The following is a 24,351-nucleotide window of genomic DNA, read 5'->3' on the forward strand; positions in this document are numbered from 1 at the left end:
AAATTCGCAATCCAGACGTCAATATTTGGAGGAAACCAGCGGTTCCCCAGCTGTATTCTTTAGCGAAATGGAGGAGCAATCCAAAAATGACAGCCACAATCACTCCCGTCGCCACCTCGACACATGAAGAAATCTACCGGGTCGAGGACGCCTCGGTTGGCCTTACCGGCTTTATCGCCGTGCATTCTACGTTGCTCGGTCCTGCGGCGGGCGGGCTGCGGATGCGCCCCTATGCCGACGTCGAAGACGCACTGTCCGATGTCAAACGCCTCAGCGAAGGCATGACCTATAAGAACGCAGCGGCCGGCCTCGCACTTGGCGGTGGCAAGGCTGTGATCATTGGCGACCCTGCGACCCAGAAAACGCCCGAGCTGCTGCGCGCCTTTGCCCGCGCCATCGACAGTTTGGATGGCCGCTACATCACCGCCGAAGATATGGGCATGAGCCCCGCTGACATGGCGATCCTTGCCGAGGAAACCACCTCCGTCGCCGGGCTGGCCGATGGTGAATATGCCTCAGGTGATCCCTCCCCCATTACCGCGCGCGGCATTTTCAACGCGATCCGCACCGCATGGGAGCATAAGACGGGGCAGATCGACCTCACCGATCGGGTTGTCTCCGTTCAGGGGCTGGGTCACGTGGGCTGGTATCTCTGCGACTTCCTCAACAAGGCCGGCGCCAAGCTGATCGTCACCGATGTGAACGAAGCACAGGTCACCCGCGCGGTCGAGGCCTTCGGTGCAACAGCCGTCGCGCCGGATGAGATTTACGCCGTTGAGGCAGATATCTTTGCCCCCTGCGCGATTGGTGGCATCCTCAACAGCAACACCATCCCGCAGCTCAAGGTGGCTCTGGTGGCCGGTGGCGCCAACAACCAGCTTGCCTCCTCCGAGGACGCAACCGCCCTGCATCAGCGCGGCATTCTCTACGCCCCCGATTTTGTGGCCAATGGCGGCGGCATCATCAATGTGGCAACAGAGATTCTGAAGATCCGCAACCGCAACAGCTTTGTAGCGGACCGGTTGGAGGCACTTGAACTGACCATGAAGGCGATCTTGACGCAGGCCGCCGCCGATGCCACCAGCCCCGACGCTGTGGCGATTGCTACTGTTCATGCAAAAATGGCACCAAAAGCCGCCTGACCCGGCTGATCTACATTCGACGCGCCCCTCCAGCAGGGGCTGATGTTCAATTCCGCCATCAAAGAGCGGACGTCAGATGGAAGACCCCGACCTAATCGGGGAGCCCAAGACCAAACAGAGTGGGCGTCCGGTTTGGGCGTCCACTTTTTTTTGGACCGCGGGCCACTGGTGAAAAGAGACGTTGAACCAAAGCGCCATTCAGACGTTTTATGACCACATTACAGAGAACACCCCGAGGAGAACCGTATGCCCCTGTTTCACCCCGACAACCGCAATCGCAGTGATCGGCACAAAAAGATCTACGCCTATTGCGAAATTGCCTACACCATTGTCGATGTCTCAGCCGCAGTACTTTTTGTGGTGGGCAGTGTGCTGTTTTTTAAGGAAGCCACGACCTATACCGGCACCTGGCTGTTCCTAATCGGATCGATCCTCTTCGGACTGCGCCCGACCATCAAACTCTACCGCGAATATGCCTATCTGCGGCTGGGCGACTATGAAGATGTCACGCAGCAGTAACATGGCTACCACCTGGGCCCACCCACAGCTTACCCGAGGCGGAAGAGCCGACGATCAGAGGTATGGCTCAGCCCACTCAAATCCCGTTCCACACTCGCCACAGATTGGATGGCTGCGGAGACACCCGCCAGGAGGCGTTCCGAACTAACGTCGGCTAGGCGGGCGCTGGACGAAACCTTTCTCGTGGTAGTGTTGTGGCGTGTGCTGCGCGCTGATGTGAGTGGCGTGGATTTTGCGAAATGATACATCTGTCCGACGTTTGCGAGTTGCTCAATCCAATGGCAAGGGGGCTGATGACCATTCAATATGTTCCCAAGCGGCGCCAATATGTTTCTTGAAGATATGCGGATCAAGGATCTGCAGCCGCAGACCCAGACAATCTACCTGCGTGCGATGCATGATTTCACCCGATTTGCGAGGCCTGCGCTGGGAAGCGCGACACCGCAGGAACTGCGCAAGGTCCAGCTGGCTATGTAAGAGCGCGGTGTTGCACCTGAACCTGCCTCAGTTGAAGGTGATCTTCACTGCCCGGCAGTGTAACGCGCAGCAATGTCACGAGAAAACAGTCGGGAACTGCCGGAGCACTGCTTTGGATGGCCCTGTTGCCACCTACACCAAATGCAGTCACCAGCACATCGCCCATAACTCTTGCCGCAACCGGCCTCGCAGCGACAAGGCACCGAACCAGTCAGATCGGCCCCTCCCCAAATCAAGCGACATCAGGCCTGTAGCCCCACGACGAGCAACCATCCAATCCAGCCGTGTCGGGGATTTAAGCTTGTATAGGCTGCTCGTCGTCACACGACCGTCTGCTCTCAACCTTCGACACCGCGGCTGCAACCCACAACCCCATAGACCCAAAACAGCCCGCGCTTTCTTACGTGTCCGATTGGTCGCTGCTGCTGCTCAGGCTGAACAGCAGTCACAAACCTAAGACGGAGCTGTCATCGGGCGCCGACCGGTTTGGTGCCTAACTGGTCGGCAGGAGCCGTGCCCGTCTTGTGAGCTTGCTCCACTCTCCCGGTGAAATCCCGAAGTTTGCCTTGAACTGGCGAGTCATATGAGCCTGATCGCTAAATCCCGTCGTGATCGCTACGTCGGCTAATGTTCCACCGCTTGCGATTTCAGCCTTCGCACGATCCAGCCTACGCATTGTCTGATACCGGTACGGGCTTGTACCAAAGGCTTTTCTGAAGTGCCTAGAAAGAGCGAAACGGCCTTGACCGGTTACAGTTTCCAGTTCGTCCGACGAGATGATCCTGCAGGCATTGGCATCCATAAATTCACGGGCACACTGAGCAGCTTCAAAGTCAGTCAGGGGGGCTGACGCCCGCTGAGCCGACGGATCATTTGCCACGAGCCCATCCGCCAGGAGCGCCGATATCTCGTCAAGTGCTACTGGCTCCAAGACGTTTTCCATATCAGAGAACGCTGAATGGATTGCGCGCACAAGCACAGGGTCAGTCAGAACCGCTTCGCGCAGAAACGGCAGCGCCGCACCCGCAACTCCAAGTGCTTGGCGAATCAGAGACGGTTCAACATACAGCATCCTGTAGTGAAACCCCGCTTCGGTGCCTGCCTCCCCGGTATGGATTTCATCGGGATGCAAGACGATCACCTGCCCAGGCAAGCTGTCCGACCGCGCCCCACGATAATCGAACCTCTGCACGCCTCGGATCGTATACCCGATGAAAAGGTGTCATGGCGATGGGGCGCATACGCGTCGCCGAAGAAATAGGCTTCAATCCGCTGAACACCTGCCTGCCATGGCGCAGTGCAGACCCAATCCTGCGCGCACGATCGTTCAAGACCGGGCGTCACATCATGTGATCTATCTCCTGGGGATGTCTGCGCCCGGTGAATATCGGACCTCCTGAATGCCGTTGGCAGCACACTACACTGAACAGGAAAGGAATTCACAATGAAAGCGATCAACCTTGCAGAGAAGCTGAGTAGGTTTTCCACCCATTGGGACCCACATGTCATCGCTGATTACAATGACAATGAGATCATGGTCGTGAAGCTTCTTGGCGAGTATGAATTTCACAAACACGCCACGACGGACGACTTCTTTTATGTACTGGAGGGCGAGCTACAGATGGACATCAAAGGGGAACCAACGCGGACAATTTCGGCGGGTGAACTTTTCATCGTACCCAAAGGCGTCGTCCATCGTCCCCGTGCAGCAAGCGAGGTCAAGGTGCTGTTGATCGAACCAAAGGGAGAACCAAATTCCGGCGATGCGAACCGAGAAGCTGCGCCGAAGACTCGTATATGATACACTCGTCATATGGATAAGACACCAAACGCAATCGGCTTCATGGGCGGCTGTCTCTGTGGCAAGGTTCGTTACAGTTCTGCTTCCAATCCCCTGGCCACTGTTCAGTGCTACTGTTCAGATTGCCGAAGGATCGGAGGGACCGGGCACGCGACACATACAGTCATTCCCTTCGACGCGTTTTTGTTGGAAGGCGCCGTAGCCGAATACACTAAATTGGCAGATAGCGGAAACCGGATCACCCGACGCTTCTGCCCTGTATGCGGGAGCGCGATCTACCATACGCGCGATGGTCTAGAGGGGCTGGTTGTGCTTCGTACGTCCTCACTGGACGATCCGGAGTTGGCGCCGCCAGATCGCGCCATCTACGTCGACAGCGCCCTCTCTTGGGACTACGTTGACCCTGATCTCCCCGCGTCGCCCAAGATGACGCCCAACCGATAGTTGCCGCTAATTTGACATTCATCGGCTCGCGCTCTGAGCGGCCATCAGGGCAGTGCCGATCCAACATGCGCCAGCCTGAGACATGTATATAAACGATAACCGGGCGACCCCAGCAGGGCCGCCCGTTTGTGATTGTCGAGTACAGACCAATGTCAGACCATACGGGCAGCGCCCGCAGCGCCGATCAATGGGCCGTGGCTCCCGCCGTGTCGTCGGGCGCGCCCAAGGCGGCCTTGGCTGCGGCGGCGGCTTCCTCTGCCGCCTCATCCCACTCCACCGGCTCCGGCGTGGCGGTCAGCGCGTGTTTCAGCACCTCGGAGACGTGGCTGACGGGAATAATGGTGAGCCCCTCTTTCACGTTGTCCGGGATATCCGGCAGGTCTTTCTCATTCTCCTGCGGGATCAACACCGTCTTGATACCACCGCGCAGGGCCGCCAACAGTTTCTCCTTCAGGCCGCCAATGGCTGTCGCGTTGCCGCGCAGCGTCACTTCGCCAGTCATGGCGATGTCCTTGCGCACCGGAATGCCGGTCAGCACCGACACAATTGCCGTCACCATGGCCAGACCGGCGCTTGGCCCATCCTTTGGCGTGGCGCCGTCCGGCACGTGCACGTGGATGTCGATCTTGTCGAACTTCGGTGGTTTCACCCCCAGTTGAGGTGAGATCGACCGCACATAGCTGGATGCCGCCTCGATCGACTCCTTCATCACATCGCCTAGCTTACCGGTGGTCTTCATCCGACCTTTGCCCGGCAGGCGCAGGGCCTCGATGCTCAGCAGTTCACCGCCGACCGATGTATAGGCCAGACCGGTCACGACACCGACTTGATCCTCTTTCTCGGCGAGCCCGTAGCGATACTTCGCAACACCAAGGAAATCATCCAGATTATCGCCTGTGACAGATACGGTCTCCGCCTCTTTCTTCACGATCTTGGTCAGCGATTTCCGCGCCACTTTGGCGATTTCACGCTCCAGGTTCCGCACGCCCGCCTCACGGGTATAGGTGCGGATGATCTCGGTCAGCGCCTCATCGGTCAGCTCGAACTCCTTGGCTTTCAGGCCATGGTTCTTCACCTGCTTTGAAATCAGGTGCTGCTTTGCGATCTCGCGCTTCTCGTCCTCGGTATAACCCGACAGCGGAATGATCTCCATTCGGTCCAAGAGCGGCCCCGGCATGTTGTAGCTGTTCGAAGTGGTCAGGAACATCACGTTCGACAGGTCATATTCCACTTCAAGGTAGTGGTCCATGAAGGTCGCATTCTGTTCCGGGTCCAGCACCTCCAGCATCGCCGACGCTGGATCGCCACGGAAATCCTGCCCCATCTTGTCGATTTCATCGAGCAGGATCAGCGGGTTGGTGGTCTTCGCTTTTTTCAGCGCCTGAATGATCTTACCGGGCATGGAGCCGATGTAGGTCCGGCGGTGGCCGCGGATCTCGCTCTCATCGCGCACACCCCCAAGGGAGATGCGGATAAACTCACGACCGGTTGCCTTGGCGACGGATTTACCAAGCGAGGTCTTACCAACACCCGGAGGGCCAACGAGGCACAGGATCGGGCCTTTCAGCTTGGCCGAACGCTGCTGCACCGCGAGATATTCGACAATGCGCTCCTTGACCTTTTCCAGACCATAGTGATCGGCGTCCAGAATGTCTTGGGCCCGGCTCAGGTCTTTCTTCACACGCGATTTGGTGCCCCAGGGCAGCGCCAGGATCCAGTCGAGGTAGTTGCGCACAACTGTGGCCTCGGCCGACATCGGCGACATGTTCTTGAGCTTCTTCAGCTCACCTTCGGCCTTTTCGCGAGCCTCTTTTGAGAGTTTGGTTTCAGCGATCTTCGCTTCCAACTCGGCGACCTCGTTAGAGCCGTCCTCACTGTCGCCCAACTCCTTCTGAATGGCCTTCATCTGCTCATTCAGGTAATATTCGCGCTGGGTCTTCTCCATCTGCGTCTTGACGCGGGTCTTGATCTTCTTCTCGACCTGCAGCACCGACAGCTCGCCCTGCATCAGGCCATAGACCTTCTCCAGACGCTCAGAGACCGACAGGGTCTCCAGCAGGTCCTGCTTGTTGTCGACCTCGATACCCAGATGACCGGCGACCAGATCGGCCAGCTTGGCCGGTTCCGTGGTCTCGCCAACGGCGCTCAGCGCCTCTTCCGGGATGTTCTTGCGGACCTTTGCGTAGCGCTCGAACTCATCGCCGACGGTACGCAGCAACGCCTCAACGGTGGTCACATCGCCGGGCATTTCGGTCAGATACTCCGCCCGCGCCTCGAAGAAATTGTCGTTTTCCAGATATTCGGTGATCTTCACCCGCGCGTGGCCTTCGACCAGCACCTTCACAGTGCCGTCGGGCAGCTTCAGCAACTGCAGCACATTGGCCAGCACGCCAACATTGTAGATACCGTCGGATTGTGGATCATCCTCTGCCGGGTCAATCTGACTGGACAGCAGGATCTGCTTGTCGTCAGTCATCACCTCTTCCAGGGCACGCACCGATTTGTCCCGCCCGACAAACAGCGGCACGATCATATGCGGGAACACAACGATGTCGCGCAGCGGCAGGACGGGGTAGGATGAATTGAGTGGCTCTTGCATACTCGGTCCTTCGATTTGGCAAGACGCCCCCGCCCCGATCAACCGGCAGCTTTGGTGCGTCTCCTCATTGGCTTTTTTATCTGGTGCAGCAGGAGAAGGATTTCAACCGCCGTGCCTCAATGTTTGGGATCACATTGCCCGCAGCGCGTCCGGACCACAAGGGCGCAAATGGGCACAAGGATACCAAATGATGAAAGGCGACCCCGCGAGGCCGCTCATTCACAAATTCTGTTAACAGATCTGCCCAAAATGCCGTCGGTCAAGGGACATCCACACCACGTTCCGCTGCAGTGCTAGTCGATGGCTGTGACACTCAGATGGCCCAGACTACCGCCGCGCGCCATCGGATCCGAGCGGTCATCCATCAGCGCAAAAATCGCCACCCCCGTGGCCAGTAAAATCATCAGCGAGCAATGCGCCAGTCCAGTCGAAGCGGTGTCATTCATCGGATCTCTCCACTTGGGTCGTTATATGCCTGCCTCGCAGTTCACTGCTGATTTGTGGCGCAAAGGTGTTCTGGGCGCGTCCCGCCGATGAACATTCGCTCAAGTTTTCGACAACACGGACACAACACAAAGGGAACACAGGCAAACTCCGACGCGCGCCCCTCCACCTCAAATCACAACCGCTCAATATCGCCTTGCGCCCGGGTGTCGTGGAAGTCCTTTTGCCAGGCCTCAAAGCGGCTCCTCGCCAGTGTCAAACGCGGCTGCACGCATCTCAAAACTCTGCGGGCCGTTTGTCCTTACGAAGCACGTACGGGACCATGCCCGATGACAAGTTGTACACATCACCAGCCAACGCACCCTCAAGCGCCCCACCCAAAACGGTCTGCAACTGGCATTCTTTTTGACCACCGACAACACCCGTCACGGAATTGTAGGAGCTGTGGGGATAGGTGAAGCAGAGGTAATACTCGCCCGCGACAAGCTCTTGCACCCAATCCCCACGAAGCGCAGCCCTGTTTCCGGGATACCAAAGCCAGACATGCTTTTCGCTGTAGTAGGTGACTTGGTAGCCATGCCCCTTGTCCCAGTGCAGATAGGTCACCCCTGAGGAGGGATAGGTCAATCCCTCCTCAGAGATCCGGTCTACGGAGGGATTGAGTTTGGTAACCTCGTGCCCGCTGCACGCGGCAACACATAGCGCAATGAGCCCGACACTCCTCCCTAGAACAAGCATTTCATCCTCAGTAAGGCTGATTTGGTGCCGCTGTAGCGATAAGTTTTGTAGTAGAAATTCGGTACCGGTCTGGTTTCACGATTCAGGAGAAAGCCAATTCCGAGCCGGTCTAAGTCCGCTTTTTTCATCTCCAGAATTCGATCCAAACGACCGCCTAGCGCCGCATTCACACGGGCCTGTTGCTGGGGTGTCAACGGAACGCCCTCGCGGATCGGTCTGTCATCAAGGCTCACCGTGCCAGCGGCACAAATTGTCTGGCGTGCGGCCGTTTTTGCCAATCCCAAGACACGCCCTGACGTCCGGCCCGAGGTCAGGTCACTGTGAAGGGCAACCAGCTCAGGCTTTGATAGCCCGGCAAAAACGCTGCTCGGCAAATGCTCAGGCGGACGGAAGGTGCTTTCTGATGTGCCTACGGTAACTTGAAAGTAGACGGCGTTACCCTTGACGGCATCATGCCGCGCTGCACCACCCGGAACAAAAAGCACCGCAGCCGAGACTCTCTTGGCTGCAAGGCCACCATCAAAAAAGGGTCTATCGCCACCGCGCTGATAGAGCTCCATCGCGGCAACATCTTGAAAGCTCAGCTGTTTAGGCGCTCGGGATGATGAGCTGCCACCCTCCATGCATGCAGAGAGGCTCAATACAGTGCTCAAACAAACTGTGACGCGTGTCAAAAAATTCATCAGGTCAATTCCATACCAGTGAAAAAACATAACTTCAAATCCACTGCCAGTGCGCAGTCGATTTTGGTTTGTGATTACAACCGCTCAATATCGCCTTGCGCGCGGGTGTCGTGAAAATCCTTCTGCCAGGCCTCAAAACTGCACGCTGCGATCGCGTCGCGCATGCCCTGCATGATCTCCTGGAAGTAATGCAGGTTGTGCCAGGTCAGCAGCATGCCGGAGATCATCTCGTTGGAGCGGAACACATGGTGCAGATAGGCGCGGGAATAGGTGCTGCACGCTGGGCAGGTGCAATTCTCATCCAAGGGGCGCGGGTCATCCTGATGGCGGGCGTTTTTGATATTCACCACACCGTAGCGGGTGAACGCCTGCCCCGTCCGACCAGAGCGCGACGGCAACACGCAGTCCATCATATCGATGCCACGGGCCACCGCGCCAACGATATCATCGGGCTTGCCCACGCCCATCAGGTAGCGCGGCTTATCCTCGGGAAGGAAACCGGGGGCATAATCAAGGCAATCAAACATCGCCTCCTGCCCCTCACCGACCGCAAGGCCGCCCACCGCATAGCCCTCGAACCCGATCTTGGTCAGCGCCTCGGCGCTTTCTTCGCGCAGATCCTGCTCAAGCCCGCCCTGCATGATGCCAAACAGCGCATGGCCCGGACGGTCGCCGAACGCCTCGCGGCTGCGCTCGGCCCAACGCATCGACAGGCGCATCGATTCAGCAATGCGGTCGCGGTCCGCGGGCAGCGCCGGGCATTCGTCAAAACACATCACAATGTCGGACCCCAAGAGCTTCTGGATCTCCATCGACCGCTCTGGCGTCAGCTCGTGCTTGGAGCCATCCACATGGCTTTTGAAGGTCACGCCCTTCTCGGTCAGCTTACGCAGACCTGCCAGCGACATCACCTGAAACCCGCCACTGTCCGTCAGGATCGGCCGATCCCAATTCATGAACTTGTGCAAACCGCCCAGGCGGTCGATCCGCTCAGCCGTCGGGCGCAGCATCAGATGATAGGTGTTGCCCAAGAGGATATCCGCCCCGGTCGCACGCACGCTCTCCGGCATCATCGCCTTTACGGTTGCGGCCGTGCCAACCGGCATGAAGGCAGGCGTGCGGATCTCCCCGCGCGGTGTATTGATCACCCCGGTGCGGGCCTTGCCATCGGTGGCTTTCAGGTCGAATGAGATTTTCGGCGCCATGATATCTTCCTCGGGGCTGTTTTATGCGGGGCCCGCCGCAGCAGGTCCATGTCCGACGGGATCACCTGACCCCGGCCTCTCTGCCGTCCGCAACCGGATCAACAGAACCTGCCGCATGTGCCCGATCCCGACCCGGTTTTCAACCCTGTATGGTCGCAGGCAAACCAAAGATCAAAGCGCCCCAACTCAGCCTCAGCGTCTCATAATGCGTCTGGTCCTGACAGGTTCCCCGTCTCTCGTCCCTTGCCTGCTAGCCCCGCAAACGCCATAGAAGACAGGACTGGGCGGCGGCGGCAGCCTTGAAACCCGCGATGGCAGCCCTCAAATGAATACCATAGTATACAAATGATATTGTGAGGCAAAATGACCGAAGAACTCCTGCTCAGCCTTCTGACGCAGAACATCATCTACATTCTTGGCGCGATTTTCCTGATCATCCTGATCTTCAAGGGCATCCGCATCGTGCCGCAGTCCGAGAAATATGTGGTCGAACGCTTTGGCCGCCTGCATGCAGTGCTTGGGCCGGGGATCAATTTCATCGTGCCGCTTCTGGATTCCGTAGCCCATAAGGTCTCCATTCTGGAACGTCAGCTGCCCAATGCCAGCCAGGACGCCATCACCAAGGACAACGTGCTGGTGCAGATCGACACCTCCGTCTTTTATCGCATCCTTGAGCCGGAGAAGACCGTCTACCGGATCCGGGACGTGGACGGCGCCATTGCCACCACCGTGGCTGGCATCGTGCGAGCCGAGATCGGCAAGATGGATCTGGATGAGGTGCAGTCCAACCGATCCCAGCTGATCGGTCAGATCCAGAACAGCGTCGAAAGCGCCGTGGATGATTGGGGCATTGAGGTGACGCGGGCCGAGATCCTGGATGTGAACCTCGATCAGGCGACCCGCGATGCCATGTTGCAGCAGCTCAATGCCGAACGCGCCCGCCGCGCCCAGGTGACCGAGGCCGAGGGTCAGAAACGCTCTGTTGAGCTGGCCGCTGACGCCGAACTCTACGCCGCCGAACAAACCGCCAAGGCGCGCCGCATTCAGGCTGACGCCGAAGCCTACGCCACCGAGGTCGTCGCCAAGGCGATCGCCGAAAACGGGCTGGAGGCCGCGCAGTATCAGGTTGCTCTGAAACAGGTGGAGGCGCTCAACACCCTTGGGTCCGGCGACGGCAAACAGACCATATTGGTCCCTGCCAACGCGCTTGAGGCCTTTGGCAATGCGTTCAACATGCTGAAAGGTGCCGGCAAATGACCGCCCTGCTCTCGGTCTGGTGGGTCTGGATCGCGATTGCGATCGGCCTCGCCATTGTCGAGATCCTGGCGCCGGGGTTCATGTTCCTCGGCTTTGCCCTCGGCGCTGTGGTGGTCGGGGTGCTCCTCGCCTTTGCGCCAGCAGGCAGCATTACCCTGCCCGTGCTTCTGTTGATTTACGCCACCCTCTCCCTGATCGCCTGGCTGGTCCTTCGCCACTTCTTCAAAGGACCAAAGGGCCAGGTGAAACATTTCGACCGCGATATCAACGACTGAGTAGACCCCGCCCGATAGACTTCGGGCGGGGGTGTCGACCTTGGTGGTCGGATCCTTTGCGTTTTTGAACACCCGACAGACAGGCACCTCGTTAGTGCAGCGGCCCCCCGGCGGGCGCAGCCAGATGGTTGTCCACCTCCTCCTCCGGGTCGGTCACCGGATCCAACACCAGCACCAGACGGGTTTCACCGCTGCCTTCAATCGGCAGGGACCGGTGCAACAGACCGGATGCCGGTTGCGCAGGCCAGCGCGTGCCGCGCAGCAGCAGGGGGAATCCGGTCGCAACCGTTTGAACATGGGCCGGAGGCTCGCCCTGGTGAGATACCCCCAGCTGGGTTCCGGTGCCCCGGTAGTTGCAGACCAATCGGGCCGCGATGGCATCGACATGGAACTTACGGCAGGCGTTTGTGGTCACCACATCCAGCCGGAACCGCAGATATCTGGTATCCATCAACGATGAAAACGCGCCAGCCAGCCGTGTGACATCCGCCTGAAGCCAGTCCTGTTCCGGCCCCTGTGGCAGGCGGGACATGGCGCAGACCTCCGCAAAGACCCGCGCCACCATATCTGGCTGAACGATGACACGCCCGCGGGGCAGTCGATCCGGGTCAACCCGGTCAAGCCAATGCTGCACATTGGCGGGCGCCTCCCGCTGCCAGATCAGCGCGGCGCAATCCGGGTCCAGAAACCGCCGCAGCCCGGTGTCATCCCGTGTCAGATCGCAGTGCAGCGCTACGTCCGGGGCGCTCTTGCGAAGCGCCCTCACGCCGCAGCCTCCGGCTGCCGCCAGATGGGAAAAGGATCCGTATAGTCGGGCAGTTGATCGCGGCCTGTGGCCACCTCCGCGGGCACAAGGCATCCATCCAGCTGTGCCTTCAGCCCGGCCCAATCGATACCGGATCCGATGAACACCAACTCCTGACGGCGATCCCCCCAAGGCTCTTGCCAATGGGCTTTTATGTAGGCACGCCCCTGCTCATGGGTTGGGTGCCGCTCCACCGGGACCGAGGCCCACCAGGTGCCGAGCGGTTTGACACTGGACAAAGCCCCGGCCAGCGAAAACTCCGCCACCCAATCCGGCCGGGTGGAGATCCAGAAATGCCCCTTGGCCCGGATCACCCCCGGCAAATCCCCATTCAGCAGCGCCAATATCCGCTCCGGTACAAAGGGTTGCCGTGCCCGGTATACATATGACGCGACGCCATATTCCTCGCTCTCCGGTACGTGATCGGCAAACCCGTAAAGTTCCTTGGCCCACATCGGGTGTTCATGCGCCTGTTCAAAGTCGAACAAGCCGGTATCCAAAATTTTCTCTGCCGTGACATCACTATGATTGGCATCGATGATTTCGGCATCGGCATTCAGGCTGCGAATGATCTTGCGCGCTGCATCGGCCTCATCCGGGCCTGCGTCCGCCACCTTGTTCAGGATCACCACATCGGCAAATTCGATCTGATCGGTCAGCAGATGCACCAGCGTGCGCTCATCTTCCTCGCCCAGCGTCTCTCCCCGATCCGCAAGGAAATCATGGGAGGAGAAGTTTCGGCGCAGGTTGACCGCATCCACCACCGTCACCATCGTATCAAGCCGCGCCACATCCGAGAGGCTTTCGCCCGCCTCATCGCGAAACTCAAAGGTTGCGGCAACCGGCAGCGGCTCGGAGATGCCGGTGGACTCGATCAACAGATAGTCAAACCGCCCCTCCGCCGCCAGACGCCGCACTTCCGCCAGCAGATCATCACGCAGGGTGCAGCAGATACAGCCATTGGACATCTCCACCAGTGTTTCATCGGTGCGGCTCAGCTCTGTATGCGCGCGCACCAGATCCGCATCAATATTGATCTCCGACATATCATTCACGATTACGGCGACCCGGCGCCCGTCGCGATTGTTCAGAATACGATTGAGCAACGTCGTTTTTCCAGCTCCGAGAAACCCGGACAGGACCGTTACAGGAAGGCGATTATCTTTCATCGAAATAGATACCCAGTCTGATGCACAGCGCGACGGAGGAGAACGCCGCTGACACCGTCAGCAGGTCGATCCCTCGTGAGTCGCAAGAAATGTTACGATATAACATTTCACTATCTTGCTGCAAGATCCCTCGCCACGCCTGCGACGCTTGATCACAAACCGCGTGCGATCCGCCACTGGACCCTCGCGCCCGGCTTCCCTATATAAACAGTCAGGAAACGAACCGAGGCCCTTAATGACCAACGCATCCGAACCATTGGAAGGCACACCGCTGATCGCCCCCTCCTCTGTCAGCCATGAGCTGTACGAGCCGGTGGTGGACGCGTGCCGGTCTGTTTATGACCCTGAAATCCCTGTGAATATCTATGAGCTGGGCCTGATCTACACCATCGACATCACGGCGGAAAATGATGTGAAGATCATCATGACCCTCACCGCCCCCGGCTGCCCGGTCGCCGGTGAGATGCCGGGCTGGATCGTCGATGCCGTCTCTCCCGTCCCCGGCGTCAAAAGCGTCGATGTCGAACTCACCTGGGAGCCACCCTGGGGCATGGACATGATGTCGGATGAGGCGCGGCTCGAACTGGGCTTCATGTAGCCGCATCGGCGGATGGCGGGGCCTGACCCTCGCCTGACCCGATCCTGTTCCACCAGACAAAACGCGGCACGGCCCCTCGCCTGCCGCGTTTTTCGTGACCCGCTGCACAGTGCAGGCACAGTCACTGGGCGCGCGCAGCCTAAACGGGGCCGCACGCTGGCTGACGTCGCGCCCGGCCGTGTCAAACCGCGCCCCCCCTCTTGCCCCAGAGAGACAAGCCCCCGTAACATCCGAGATATAAACCGCTGCGGGGGATCCGCAGCCGCTCTTGGTGCGCCCCACGGAATACTGTCGCAACACACCCCAAGGGCGCCCCCAAATGATTTGGAGTTTCCCTATTGTCCCGCATATCCCCCTTTTGCGCGCGTCTGATCTCTCTCACTCTTGCCGCGCCCCTATGTGCCAGCGCCGCCGCCGCGGACACCTCGCCTGCGGACACCATCGCACTCAGCTACGGTCCGCGCCCGGCCTATCTGGTGGAGGCCCTGCCCAACGGCGCGCTGAAGACAAAACTGCAATCCTGTGCCGGACGAACCCCGAAACGCAGCGATTTTTCCATCGCCCACCGGGGCGCGCCGCTGATGTTTCCCGAACATACGGCTGAGGGCAATCGCGCCGCCGCTACCATGGGCGCCGGGATGATGGAATGCGATGTGACCTTCACCAGCGATCTGGAGCTGGTCTGCCGCCACTCGCAGAACGATCTGCACACCACCACCGATATCCTCACCAGCGACCTAGCCGACCGCTGCACCCAGCCCTTTACACCGGCCACCGCCGATACCCCCGCAAACGCCGAATGCCGCACCAGCGATCTGACGCTGGCAGAGCTGATGACGTTGCACCCCAAAATGGACAGCCGTGACCCCACCGCCACCAGTGCCGCCGCCTTTCAGGGCGGCCTGGCCCCCTGGCGCAGCAGCCTGCATCAGGACGGCACAACGCTGCTCAGCCATGCCGACAGCATCGCGTTGTTCCGCAACTTCGGCGCAAAATTCACCCCCGAGCTGAAGGCCCCAACCGTCACAATGCCCTTCAACGGGATGACGCAGGAGGCTTATGCGCAGAAACTGATTGACGCCTATGTCACCGCCGGGATCCCCGCCAGCGATGTCTGGGTACAAAGCTTCGACCTCAGCGATATCAAATACTGGCTCACCCAGACGCCCGAATTTGGCCGTCAGGCCGTCTACCTTGATGATCGCTTTGCCCGCCATGACGAGGATGAAGGCCAGGTCGATCCGATGGATCCCGCAACCTTCCGCCCCTCCATGCAGGAGTTGAAGGAGATGGGGCTCAACTATATCGCGCCACCGATCTGGATGCTGCTGACACTGGACGATGGCCGCATGGTCCCCTCTCCCTATGCCAAGGCCGCGCGTGCCGCCGATCTCAATATCATCACCTGGACCCTGGAACGCTCCGGCCCGCTGAAAAACGGCGGTGGCTGGTATTTCCAATCGGTCGCAGCTGCGGTGCAATCGGATGCCGCCACTTATCAGGTGCTTGACGTGCTGGCGCAGGATGTGGGGGTTGTCGGGGTGTTCTCCGACTGGCCCGCAACCGTGACCTATTACGCCAATTGCATGGGGCTGTGACCGCAGCCCCTTGAGCCTGCGCCGCGCCCCCCCTAGATTAAGGGGTAACGCGCGATAGTGGAGACAGACATGTTCGGCATTCCCGGCAAACAAGCGGTGACCATCACCGACAAGGCAGCGGCCCAGATTGCCAAGCTGATGGACAAGGGCGGCCATTCCGGCCTGCGCATCGGCGTGAAGAAGGGCGGCTGCGCCGGCATGGAATATACCATGGAATATGTCGATCAGCCCGATCCCAACGACGAAGTGGTTGAACAGGATGGTGCCCGGGTGCTGATCGCACCGATGGCGCAGATGTTCCTTTTCGGCACCGAGATCGACTATGAGGTCTCGCTGCTGGAGGCCGGGTTCAAGTTCAACAACCCCAATGTCTCCGAGGCCTGCGGCTGCGGAGAATCGATCAGCTTCAAGGATATGCCCGCAGGCTGATCCGCAACACAGCGCCCGGTCATCTCGCCGAGATTGCAACCAATGGCGCAGACCACAGCAAAAAAGAGGCAGCCGTCTGCCTCTTTTTTGCGGCCGGTTATCGGCGCACTTCGGTATTGTTCAACATGTGACGACCGCTGTCATTCGGTGAACAGGCGAATTGTTCCCTATTCCGAACAATGTTAGGACAGTTCCAGCAGCAAGCTGCCGCGCGCCAAAAGGTGACCGCAGGCAGCACCAGACGATTGAGGGAGATACGCAGATGCGTCGGAAACTGGCCGCAGGCAATTGGAAAATGAACGGCACCGCAAGTGCGCTGACCGAGCTGGGCAATCTTGCCTATAGCTGTAAATCCGCCAAGGCCGAGGTGCTGATCTGCCCGCCTGCAACCCTGCTCTACCGCGCGGCCAATGTCTGCGTCGACAGCAAGGTGGACATTGGTGCCCAGGATTGCCACAGCGCCACCTATGGCGCCCATACTGGCGATCTGAGCGCCGAAATGCTGCATGATGCGGGCGCCACCGCCGTGATCCTCGGCCATTCCGAACGCCGGGCCGACCATGGCGAGACGGATGAAACGGTCCGCGCAAAGGCCAAGACCGCCATCGCTGCGGGGCTGACGGCGATCATCTGTGTGGGTGAAACCCTTGAGGATCGCGAGGCGGGCAAAACACTTGATGTGGTCCGGGCACAACTTGCAGGCTCCCTCCCCGATGACACCAGCGGCACAACCGTGGTGGTCGCCTATGAACCGGTCTGGGCCATCGGCACCGGCAAGGTGCCCACAGTCGAACAGATCGCCGAAGTCCACAACGACCTGCGCGCCAGCCTGGTCAAACGCTTCGGCGGCGAGACCGCAAACGCCATCCGGCTGCTCTATGGCGGCTCGGTGAAGGCCAGCAACGCCAAGGAAATTTTCGCTGTGGCCCATGTCGATGGCGCGCTGGTTGGCGGCGCCAGCCTGAAGGCGGCTGATTTTGCCCCCATCGTCGCGGCCCTCGACGCCAGCGCATAAATGCGCCTCACGGCGCAGCCTCCGGCGGGAGTATTTGGGGAAAGATGACAGCCCCCCTTTGCGCCCGCCGTCACCTTTCAAAAAATTCTCTGGGGTGACTGCGCGCCAGCGCAGAGGGGCAAAGCCCCTGACTTAACGCCAGACAGAAAAAGGCCCGGGACTTGCGCCCGGGCCTTTTCATATTCTGAGGGGCGTGCACCACGCTATTTGGTTATGATCTCCGGCCCCATCACCGCATTCGGCAGCACGGTTGAGATCCACGGGATATAGGTGATCATGATCAGGAACACGAAGAGCACCGCGAGGAACGGCAACGCAGCCCGCACCACCGCCATCATCGGCATTCCCGCAACCCCGGAGGTCACAAAGAGGTTCAGACCAACCGGCGGGGTGATCATGCCGATTTCCATGTTCACCACCATGATGATGCCCAGGTGGATCGGGTCGATGCCCAGTTCGATGGCAATCGGGAACACCAGCGGCGCCACGATCACCAACAACCCCGACGGCTCCATAAACTGTCCCCCGATCAGCAGGATCACATTGACCACGATCAGGAACATCACGGGGCCAAAGCCCGCCGACAGCATCGCCGTGGCGATCTGCTGTGGCACCTGCTCATCGGTCAGCACATGTTTCAGGATCAGCGCATTGGCGATCACGAACAAGAGCGTCACGGTCAGCTTGCCCGCTTCAAACAGCGCATGGCGCGTATCGGCGTGAAAGAAGGATGGGATGAAATAAACCACCGTCTGTCCCAGCATCTTGGGCAGCATGGACAGGAATTGCCCCATATCCTTGGGTTTGGGCGCAGATTTCAACGGCCCCATATCACGGTAGACAAAGGTCGCCACAAAGAAGGCATAGACCGACGCCACCGCCGCCGCCTCTGTCGGGGTGAAAATCCCGCCATAGATGCCCCCCAGAATGATGCCGATCAGCAGCAGACCAACCGAGGCATTGCCAGCCGAGGCGGCAACCTCACCCCAGCCCAGCCATTCGCCCTTGGGCAGGTTCTTGACCTTGGCCATCACATAAATGGTGACCATCAGCATCAGACCCGCCATCAGCCCCGGAATAACGCCTGCAAGGAACATCCGCCCGACGGAAACCTCAACCGCCGCGGCATAGACCACCATCACGATGGACGGCGGGATCAGGATGCCCAGCGTGCCTGCGTTACAGATCACACCAGCGGCAAACTCCTTGGAGTAGCCCACCTGCCGCATCCCCGCGATCACGATGGAGCCAATGGCAACCACGGTGGCCGGGGAAGACCCGGACAGGGCCGCAAACAACATACAGGCAAAAACGCCGGCAATCGCCAGACCACCCGGCAGATGACCGACACAAGCGATGGAAAAGCGGATGATCCGCCGTGCCACACCGCCCGTCGTCATGAAGCTGGAGGCCAGAATGAAGAAGGGGATCGCCAGCAGGGTGAAATGCCCCTCGAAGGCTTCAAACAGCGTGCCCGCAACCGAGGCCAGCGAGCTGTCGGAATAGATCAGCAGGAACAATGTCGAGCTGAGGCCAAGTGCCACCGCAATCGGAACCCCGATCAGCAACAGCCCAATGACCATGGAAAACAATAGGACGACATCCATCAGTCGTGCTCCCCGCGCTGCGCCTGCACTTCGGCGATTTCGTCTTCGACCTCGTGGCTGGCCACCAGCCGGTCCACATCACCGCGCAGAATTTGCAGACCCGCCTGCACAAACCGCAGCACCATCAGCAGCATCGACAGCGGCAGCACCACATAGGGCACCACCTTGGGCAGTTTCTCATAGGAATCGCCGTAGTTGATCAAATCTTCCAAGAACCCAAAGAGCGCCACCATCGGCACATCCTGCACCTCGTAGAAACTCTGGCTCCGCGCCTTCATGTCGAAACCGGTGGGAAACCAGCGCCCGGAGGTCGGCGGCAGATCGGCAAAGACCGCCCAATAGTCATAGGCGCCCTTCAGCAGCAGCAGCGAGAACACCAGACAGCAGCCGACCGAGATCAGCCCGATCACCCGGCGCGCGCCCGGCGACACCATATTGAGGATCGCATCCACCCCCAGATGGGCGTGGACCTTCACCGCATAAGATGCGCCCAGCAGCACCAGCCAGGCAAACAGGGACACCGTCAGCTCCAGCGCCCATAGAATGTTGGAATTAAACACAAATCGCGCCACCACATTGGCAAATGTGATCAGGGTCATCAGCCCCAGCAGCAGCGCAATCAGCGTCTCTTCGAGTGTATTGATAAGCCCGGTCGGGCCAGGTTTTGCCCCCGCCATATCGCTCTCCCTCGATGTTTGGATAATGGGATACCGGCGCGGATGGCGCACCGTACAAATTGGGGCGGCGCGTCGTCGCGCCTGCCCCTGATCTTCAGGCCGCAGCCCTTACATGCCCGCGTTGATCGCCTGGGCTGCGTCGATCATGTCCTGACCCACGTCGCCTGCGAACTGCTCCCAGACCGGCTTCATCGCCTCAACCCAGGCCGCACGCTGCTCAGGTGACAGTTCACGCACCACGCCACCGGCATCGATGATCGCCTGACGGGCTTCGCCATTCACCTTGGTGGATTCCGAGTTCCGCGTCGCAGTGACCTCACCCAGGATGGTCAGGAACTGTTCACGCACCGCCGGATCAAGGCTGTCGAGCCAATCCACCGAGGTCACCACCAGATAGTCCAGCGCGCCGTGGTTGGTCTCAGTGACACCGTCCTGCACTTCAAAGAACTTCTTGCCGTAGATGTTGGACCAGGTGTTTTCCTGCCCGTCCACAACGCCCTGCTGCAGCGCGCCGTAAACTTCGGAGAAGGCCATTTTCTGCGGGCTGCCGCCGATCGCTTCCATCTGCGCCACCAGCACGTCCGAGGACTGCACACGGAATTTCAGACCATTGGCATCGGACGGGTTGATCAGCGGCTTGTTGGCTGACATCTGCTTCATGCCATTGTGCCAGTAGGCCAGCCCCTGCAGACCACGGCGCTGCATGGAATCCAGCATCGCCTGACCGTTCTCGGACCCTTGGAAGGCATCGACCGCATCAATGTTCTTGAACATGAACGGCAGATCGAACAGGCGGAATTGCTTGGTGAACTTCTCAAATTTCGACAGAGAAGGCGCAGCCAGCTGCACGTCACCCTGCAGCATCGCTTCCAGCACCTTGTTGTCATTATACAGCGTGGAGTTCGGATAGACCTCCAGACACATGGTGCCGTTCATCTCTTCATTGATGCGCTTTTCCAGCAACGAGGCCGCAATCCCCTTGGGATGCTTGTCGGTGTTGGTCACATGGCTGAACTTGACGACAATCTCACCGTCATCGCAGGCCGCCATTGCGGTCCCTGCACTCATGGTCAGCGCCACAGCGGTGGCAGCAGCAGTTACAAATTTCATGTCTTTCCTCCCGGAATTTCTCCATAGCCTCCGCCCAGGCGAAGGCCCCAGACGCAGCATCACGGGCAAAGTGGCCCCGCTCAAGTCTTTGTTACCCACCAAAAATATATGTAATTTATCAATTATAAACAAATGTTTACGCGGTAAAGTTCACCTTGCATGCTGGTGTGCCAGATTTTATGTGCGATTTTCCGCACAGGGTGATCGTTGGCCTGTGCGGAAATCCGCACACCCTGTTAGCGCCTGACAGTTCCTCAGGCGGAATCAACCCCCGTCACCTTTCTTCAAATACTCACATCCCGCCGCCCGCGACCGGCCCCGACGCCGATACAGACACCGACACCGACCTGGGCCGTTGCACAGGCGGAGCACGGTGATCTCGCGTTCGCTTAACCCGGATCTGCCAGATTGGGCATGTCGCGACACTCGGGCCGCCTGACACGCAGCCCATCCATCCGGGGCATCTGGCATATGCCCCGGCAGGAGATCGGCCCGCTCTCGGATATCCTCCGCAGGTCGGGCGTTCAAATGACCGAAGTTGACGAAAAGGTCGACGAACATGGGGCCGGCTGACATCCGGTGCCCATCCCCCTCCGCCCTGCCCCCTTGCGGGGCGCCCGGCGGCGCCGCCACCTTACTGCCCCGCGCCCTCCCCTAAGACGCGGACCACAACAGGCATCAGACCGCCCTCAGCGGCGATAATCTTCGGGCCGGATGCCATAACGCGCCAGCTTGTCATAAAACGTCTTACGCGGCAGCTTCAGGGCTTTGGCCGCGGCAGAGGCATTGCCGTTCTGCCGCCCCAGTGCTGCAATAAGCAGGGACCGCTCCACCTGCGCCAACTGCTCCGCCAGCCCCAGCTCCGCGGATTGCGCGGCCTCCTCCGGCATCCCCAGCACAAACCGCATCGCCGCAGACATCAGCGAGCGCGCATTGCCGGGCCAATCCTGCGCCATCAGCGCCGCAAGATGGTCCTGCGGAATGTCCGGCGCAGCAATGCCCGCCTGCTCTGCGGCCTGGGCGACATAGTGGCTGAACAGCACGGGAATATCCTCGGGCCGTTCGGACAGCGCCGGAATGCGCACCCGCATCACGTCAAGCCGGTAGAAAAGATCGGCCAGGAATCGCCCCTCTGCCGCCGCCTCTGCCAGATCCGCGACTGAGCCGACCAGAACCCGCGCCTCCAGCGCCTGCTCCTGTTCCAGCGCTTCCAACATGGCATATTGCGTCTCGCTTGGCAGGGCGGCGATTTCATCCAGGTACAGCGATCCGCCCGCCGCCGCGCGGCACAGATCCGCAAACCCATCCGGGCTGAGCCCTGCCGCCGGGCGTTTCACAAACGGGCCTTGCCCGCGCGGTGACATCAGGTGAATGACCTCCGCCACCTTGGAAATCCCGCCCCCCGGCGCGCCGGTCACCAGCACCTCGGCCCCCGTGGCCGCCACCGCACGCGCCCGCGCACGCAGCTCCTCCATCTGCGGTGAGGTGCCAAATATCATCCGCGCCGCCGGATCACCGCTTTCCAGGCGAGACTTCAGCGCCCGGTTTTCCCGCACCAGCGCCCGCGTCTTCAGCGCCCGGCGCACCACCGCCATCAGATCCACGCTGGCGCAGGGTTTCTCAAGGAAATCAAACGCCCCTTCGGCCATTGCCTGCACCGCCATCGGGATGTCCCCCTCGCCGGTCAGCAGGATCACCGGCAGATCAGCGTCCACCTCGCGCACATAGCGCAGCAGATGAAACCCGTCGCGTCCCGGCATCCGCATGTCCGACAGGATCACCCCGTCAAAATCAGGCGTGATCAAATCCTTGGCTGCCACAAAGGACCCCACAGTAATAGCATCACACTCCGCCAGCTCCAGCGTCTGGCCCAATGCGGCCCGAACGGCCGCATCATCATCCACCACCAAAACCCGATTGGTCATGCCACCTCATCCTGTTGCTGCGTGTCAGTGCCGGCCTGCGCCCGCCAGCGGTCCAGTTCCACCGTGAACTCTGCGCCATCACCGGTGTTGACCCCGCGGATATGGCCACCAAAGCTCTGCACCAACCCGTAGGAGATCGACAGCCCCAGCCCCATACCCTCGGAACTGCCCACCGCCTTGGTCGAATAGAAAGGGTCAAAGATCTTTTCCGGCTCCTTCAGGCCGGGGCCGATGTCGCGCACACTCACCGCAAGCCGCGCGCCCGCATCCGTGTCGCCCTCATCCTGGCGTGTCTCAATCGCAATGTGGATCTCGCGCTGCTCCTGCTCCAGCATTGCATCTGCGGCATTGTTGATCAGGTTCACAAACACCTGCGACAGGCGCACCTCGCCGCCCCAAGCAAAGACCGGCTCTGCTGGCGGCTGCCAGATTAGATCGACCCGATCCTGCCGCAGGCGGGGCTCTGTCAGCTCAATCGCGGAGGCAATCACCTGCCCCAGATCCACCCGCCCCATCGGCTCGCTCTCGTTGCGGGCAAAGGCGCGCAGGTTCTTGATAATCCGCGCCATCCGCCCCGCCATCTGCGAAATCCGGCCAAGGTTCTCCCCCGCCCGCTCCGGCTTGCCCCGCGCCACAAAGGCCTCGCCGTTTTCGGCATATTGCTGGATCGCCATCAAGGGCTGGTTCAGCTCATGACTGATCCCCGCCGACATCTGCCCCAGCGCCGACAATTTGCCCGCCTGCACCAGATCCTGCTGTGCGCGCTTCAGCGCCGCCTCGGCCTCTTGGCGTTCCTGCACCTCGCGGGTGAGCCGCATATTAGTGGCCGACAAGGCCCGCGTGCGTGCCGCAACCCGGCTTTCCAGCACCGTATTCGCCTCCGCCAGCGTGCGCCGACGTTCAAGCGCCAAGGCCAGCATCGCCCCAAGCGCCAGCACAATCGCCGCCATCGCCGCCGCCTGCAGCCCCGCCAGCCGCTGGGCCGGGGCCACATCGACCAGAATTTCGCCCACCATGCCGATCTGCGGCAGGTTTACCGCCTGATGCAGCGCCCGCTCCGGCAGATAGGGCGACCAGCGCAGATCCCAGATCTCATGTGGACCCTCCATCCAGGCCCGAAGCGCCACCTGCCGCCCATCCGGCGGCGACAGCCCCGGTCCTTCGGCGCTGCGCTGCCAGAACAACAACTCCCGCCGGTTGGCAATGAACACCTCACCGCCGCGATTGGTGAAAAACACCGCAGGCAGCGACCCGCGCCAGGTCTGCTCCACATCCTCGACATCGGCGACCACCACCAAGGCACCGCGCACCCGACCATCCACATCGAAGTCCGGTGCCGCATAAATATAGGCGCGCCGCCCATCCGGTTGCAGCACCCCGTAGCCAGTGCCCAGCGCCCCCTGCATCGCCCGGTGGAAATAGCTGCTCTGGGTCACATCGCGCCCCATCACCCCCTCAGCAGCGACCACCACCCGGCCCGCCCGGTCGACAAAGAACACATCCAGCGCCGCTGTCTTGTCGGCCACCTCGCGCAACAGCCCCTGCGCCGCCACCCGCGCCTCTGCCCGGTCCAAACGCTTCAGCGTCGGGTGATCGGCCATCAAAACCGCCAGCTCCTGATAGACCTGCAACTGCGTTGTCACCCGGTCCGAGGCCAGCGCAAGATCCGCCGCGCTGCGTTCGGCAAGCGAATCAAGTGCTTGGCGGTAGCCCAACCGATACACACCGCCCGCAACAGCGGCCACCGCCCCCAGAAGAAGCGCCAGAATGATCCACCGATGTGCGTGAAATTGCGTCATTGGCCGCACAGTAGCAAAGCCCCCCTTGCATTGAC

The 24,351-nt window shown here is 60.3% G+C and carries 24 protein-coding genes; 11 read left to right on the forward strand and 13 right to left on the reverse strand.

What is annotated here, in order from left to right; genetic code table 11:
- Positions 1–86 precede the first annotated feature (86 nt).
- The 3 genes from phaeop14_RS09255 (at position 87) to phaeop14_RS19680 (ending at position 2,138) form a co-directional block, all read left to right on the forward strand.
- Positions 87–1,142, forward strand: a complete 1,056-nt coding sequence (locus tag phaeop14_RS09255) for a Leu/Phe/Val dehydrogenase (RefSeq protein WP_040170585.1) — start codon at positions 87–89, stop codon at positions 1,140–1,142.
- Positions 1,143–1,388: 246 nt separating this feature from the next.
- Positions 1,389–1,661, forward strand: coding sequence for a YrhK family protein (locus phaeop14_RS09260; RefSeq protein WP_040170584.1), 273 nt, complete (start codon positions 1,389–1,391; stop codon positions 1,659–1,661).
- Positions 1,662–1,988: 327 nt separating this feature from the next.
- Positions 1,989–2,138, forward strand: a complete 150-nt coding sequence (locus phaeop14_RS19680) for a hypothetical protein (protein ID WP_158524509.1) — start codon at positions 1,989–1,991, stop codon at positions 2,136–2,138.
- Positions 2,139–2,631: 493 nt separating this feature from the next.
- Here the strand turns inward: phaeop14_RS19680 and phaeop14_RS09265 are convergent, their stop codons facing one another.
- The gene (locus tag phaeop14_RS09265) at positions 2,632–3,330 is read right to left on the reverse strand and encodes a helix-turn-helix domain-containing protein (RefSeq protein ID WP_244905741.1); all 699 of its coding nucleotides are present in this window, start codon (positions 3,328–3,330) and stop codon (positions 2,632–2,634) included.
- A gap of 252 nt (positions 3,331–3,582) precedes the next feature.
- Here phaeop14_RS09265 and phaeop14_RS09270 point away from each other — a divergent pair, with 252 nt between their 5' ends.
- Entirely contained in the window at positions 3,583–3,939 is a 357-nt protein-coding gene (locus phaeop14_RS09270; RefSeq protein WP_040179931.1) for a cupin domain-containing protein, read from the forward strand.
- 42 nt (positions 3,940–3,981) lie between these two features.
- A complete protein-coding gene (locus phaeop14_RS20070; protein ID WP_082035042.1) occupies positions 3,982–4,383 on the forward strand; it encodes a GFA family protein in 402 nt (133 codons plus the stop codon).
- A 184-nt stretch (positions 4,384–4,567) separates the two neighbouring features.
- Here the strand turns inward: phaeop14_RS20070 and lon are convergent, their stop codons facing one another.
- The 5 genes from lon to tgt form a co-directional block, all read right to left on the reverse strand.
- On the reverse strand, positions 4,568–6,982 hold the full coding sequence (lon, locus tag phaeop14_RS09280) for an endopeptidase La (RefSeq protein ID WP_096789357.1): 2,415 nt from the start codon (positions 6,980–6,982) through the stop codon (positions 4,568–4,570).
- A 293-nt stretch (positions 6,983–7,275) separates the two neighbouring features.
- A complete protein-coding gene (locus phaeop14_RS19685; RefSeq protein ID WP_158524510.1) occupies positions 7,276–7,428 on the reverse strand; it encodes a hypothetical protein in 153 nt (50 codons plus the stop codon).
- Positions 7,429–7,702: 274 nt separating this feature from the next.
- Positions 7,703–8,053 carry a hypothetical protein gene (locus tag phaeop14_RS09290; RefSeq protein WP_244905742.1) on the reverse strand — a complete coding sequence of 117 codons (351 nt, stop codon included), beginning with the start codon at positions 8,051–8,053 and terminating at the stop codon, positions 7,703–7,705.
- A gap of 98 nt (positions 8,054–8,151) precedes the next feature.
- On the reverse strand, positions 8,152–8,877 hold the full coding sequence (locus tag phaeop14_RS09295) for a hypothetical protein (RefSeq protein WP_145957397.1): 726 nt from the start codon (positions 8,875–8,877) through the stop codon (positions 8,152–8,154).
- Positions 8,878–8,921: 44 nt separating this feature from the next.
- Complete coding sequence (gene tgt / locus phaeop14_RS09300; protein ID WP_096789360.1) at positions 8,922–10,052, reverse strand: tRNA guanosine(34) transglycosylase Tgt; 1,131 nt, start codon at positions 10,050–10,052, stop codon at positions 8,922–8,924.
- 363 nt (positions 10,053–10,415) lie between these two features.
- On the opposite strand from tgt, the gene phaeop14_RS09305 reads away from it, so the two are divergent.
- A complete protein-coding gene (locus phaeop14_RS09305) occupies positions 10,416–11,309 on the forward strand; it encodes an SPFH domain-containing protein (RefSeq protein WP_040170576.1) in 894 nt (297 codons plus the stop codon).
- The gene (locus phaeop14_RS09310; protein WP_040170575.1) at positions 11,306–11,584 is read left to right on the forward strand and encodes an NfeD family protein; all 279 of its coding nucleotides are present in this window, start codon (positions 11,306–11,308) and stop codon (positions 11,582–11,584) included. Before phaeop14_RS09305 ends, phaeop14_RS09310 begins: the two co-directional genes overlap by 4 nt.
- A 91-nt stretch (positions 11,585–11,675) precedes the next feature.
- On the opposite strand, the gene phaeop14_RS09315 is transcribed toward phaeop14_RS09310, so the two are convergent.
- Positions 11,676–12,350: a DUF1826 domain-containing protein gene (locus phaeop14_RS09315; RefSeq protein WP_096789361.1), complete on the reverse strand. Its 675-nt coding sequence runs from the start codon at positions 12,348–12,350 to the stop codon at positions 11,676–11,678.
- Entirely contained in the window at positions 12,347–13,558 is a 1,212-nt protein-coding gene (locus phaeop14_RS09320; RefSeq protein WP_096789362.1) for a GTP-binding protein, read from the reverse strand. Before phaeop14_RS09320 ends, phaeop14_RS09315 begins: the two co-directional genes overlap by 4 nt.
- A 235-nt stretch (positions 13,559–13,793) precedes the next feature.
- Here phaeop14_RS09320 and phaeop14_RS09325 point away from each other — a divergent pair, with 235 nt between their 5' ends.
- The 4 genes from phaeop14_RS09325 (at position 13,794) to tpiA (ending at position 17,198) form a co-directional block, all read left to right on the forward strand.
- The gene (locus tag phaeop14_RS09325; RefSeq protein WP_040170574.1) at positions 13,794–14,156 is read left to right on the forward strand and encodes an SUF system Fe-S cluster assembly protein; all 363 of its coding nucleotides are present in this window, start codon (positions 13,794–13,796) and stop codon (positions 14,154–14,156) included.
- A gap of 338 nt (positions 14,157–14,494) precedes the next feature.
- On the forward strand, positions 14,495–15,754 hold the full coding sequence (locus phaeop14_RS09330) for a glycerophosphodiester phosphodiesterase family protein (RefSeq protein WP_096789363.1): 1,260 nt from the start codon (positions 14,495–14,497) through the stop codon (positions 15,752–15,754).
- Between the two features lie 69 nt (positions 15,755–15,823).
- Positions 15,824–16,183 (forward strand): HesB/IscA family protein, encoded by a 360-nt coding sequence (locus phaeop14_RS09335; protein ID WP_014875056.1) that lies wholly within the window; start codon positions 15,824–15,826, stop codon positions 16,181–16,183.
- A gap of 262 nt (positions 16,184–16,445) precedes the next feature.
- The gene (gene tpiA, locus phaeop14_RS09340) at positions 16,446–17,198 is read left to right on the forward strand and encodes a triose-phosphate isomerase (RefSeq protein ID WP_096789364.1); all 753 of its coding nucleotides are present in this window, start codon (positions 16,446–16,448) and stop codon (positions 17,196–17,198) included.
- Between the two features lie 203 nt (positions 17,199–17,401).
- Here the strand turns inward: tpiA and phaeop14_RS09345 are convergent, their stop codons facing one another.
- The 5 genes from phaeop14_RS09345 to phaeop14_RS09365 form a co-directional block, all read right to left on the reverse strand.
- Positions 17,402–18,805 (reverse strand): TRAP transporter large permease, encoded by a 1,404-nt coding sequence (locus tag phaeop14_RS09345; RefSeq protein WP_040170571.1) that lies wholly within the window; start codon positions 18,803–18,805, stop codon positions 17,402–17,404.
- On the reverse strand, positions 18,805–19,482 hold the full coding sequence (locus phaeop14_RS09350) for a TRAP transporter small permease (RefSeq protein WP_096789365.1): 678 nt from the start codon (positions 19,480–19,482) through the stop codon (positions 18,805–18,807). Before phaeop14_RS09350 ends, phaeop14_RS09345 begins: the two co-directional genes overlap by 1 nt.
- Positions 19,483–19,590: 108 nt before the next feature.
- A complete protein-coding gene (locus tag phaeop14_RS09355; RefSeq protein WP_096789366.1) occupies positions 19,591–20,592 on the reverse strand; it encodes a DctP family TRAP transporter solute-binding subunit in 1,002 nt (333 codons plus the stop codon).
- A gap of 689 nt (positions 20,593–21,281) precedes the next feature.
- On the reverse strand, positions 21,282–22,517 hold the full coding sequence (locus phaeop14_RS09360) for a sigma-54-dependent transcriptional regulator (RefSeq protein WP_040179941.1): 1,236 nt from the start codon (positions 22,515–22,517) through the stop codon (positions 21,282–21,284).
- The gene (locus tag phaeop14_RS09365; protein WP_096789367.1) at positions 22,514–24,316 is read right to left on the reverse strand and encodes a sensor histidine kinase; all 1,803 of its coding nucleotides are present in this window, start codon (positions 24,314–24,316) and stop codon (positions 22,514–22,516) included. Before phaeop14_RS09365 ends, phaeop14_RS09360 begins: the two co-directional genes overlap by 4 nt.
- Positions 24,317–24,351 lie beyond the last annotated feature (35 nt).

It is taken from the genome of Phaeobacter piscinae, assembly GCF_002407245.1.
GTDB lineage: Bacteria > Pseudomonadota > Alphaproteobacteria > Rhodobacterales > Rhodobacteraceae > Phaeobacter > Phaeobacter piscinae.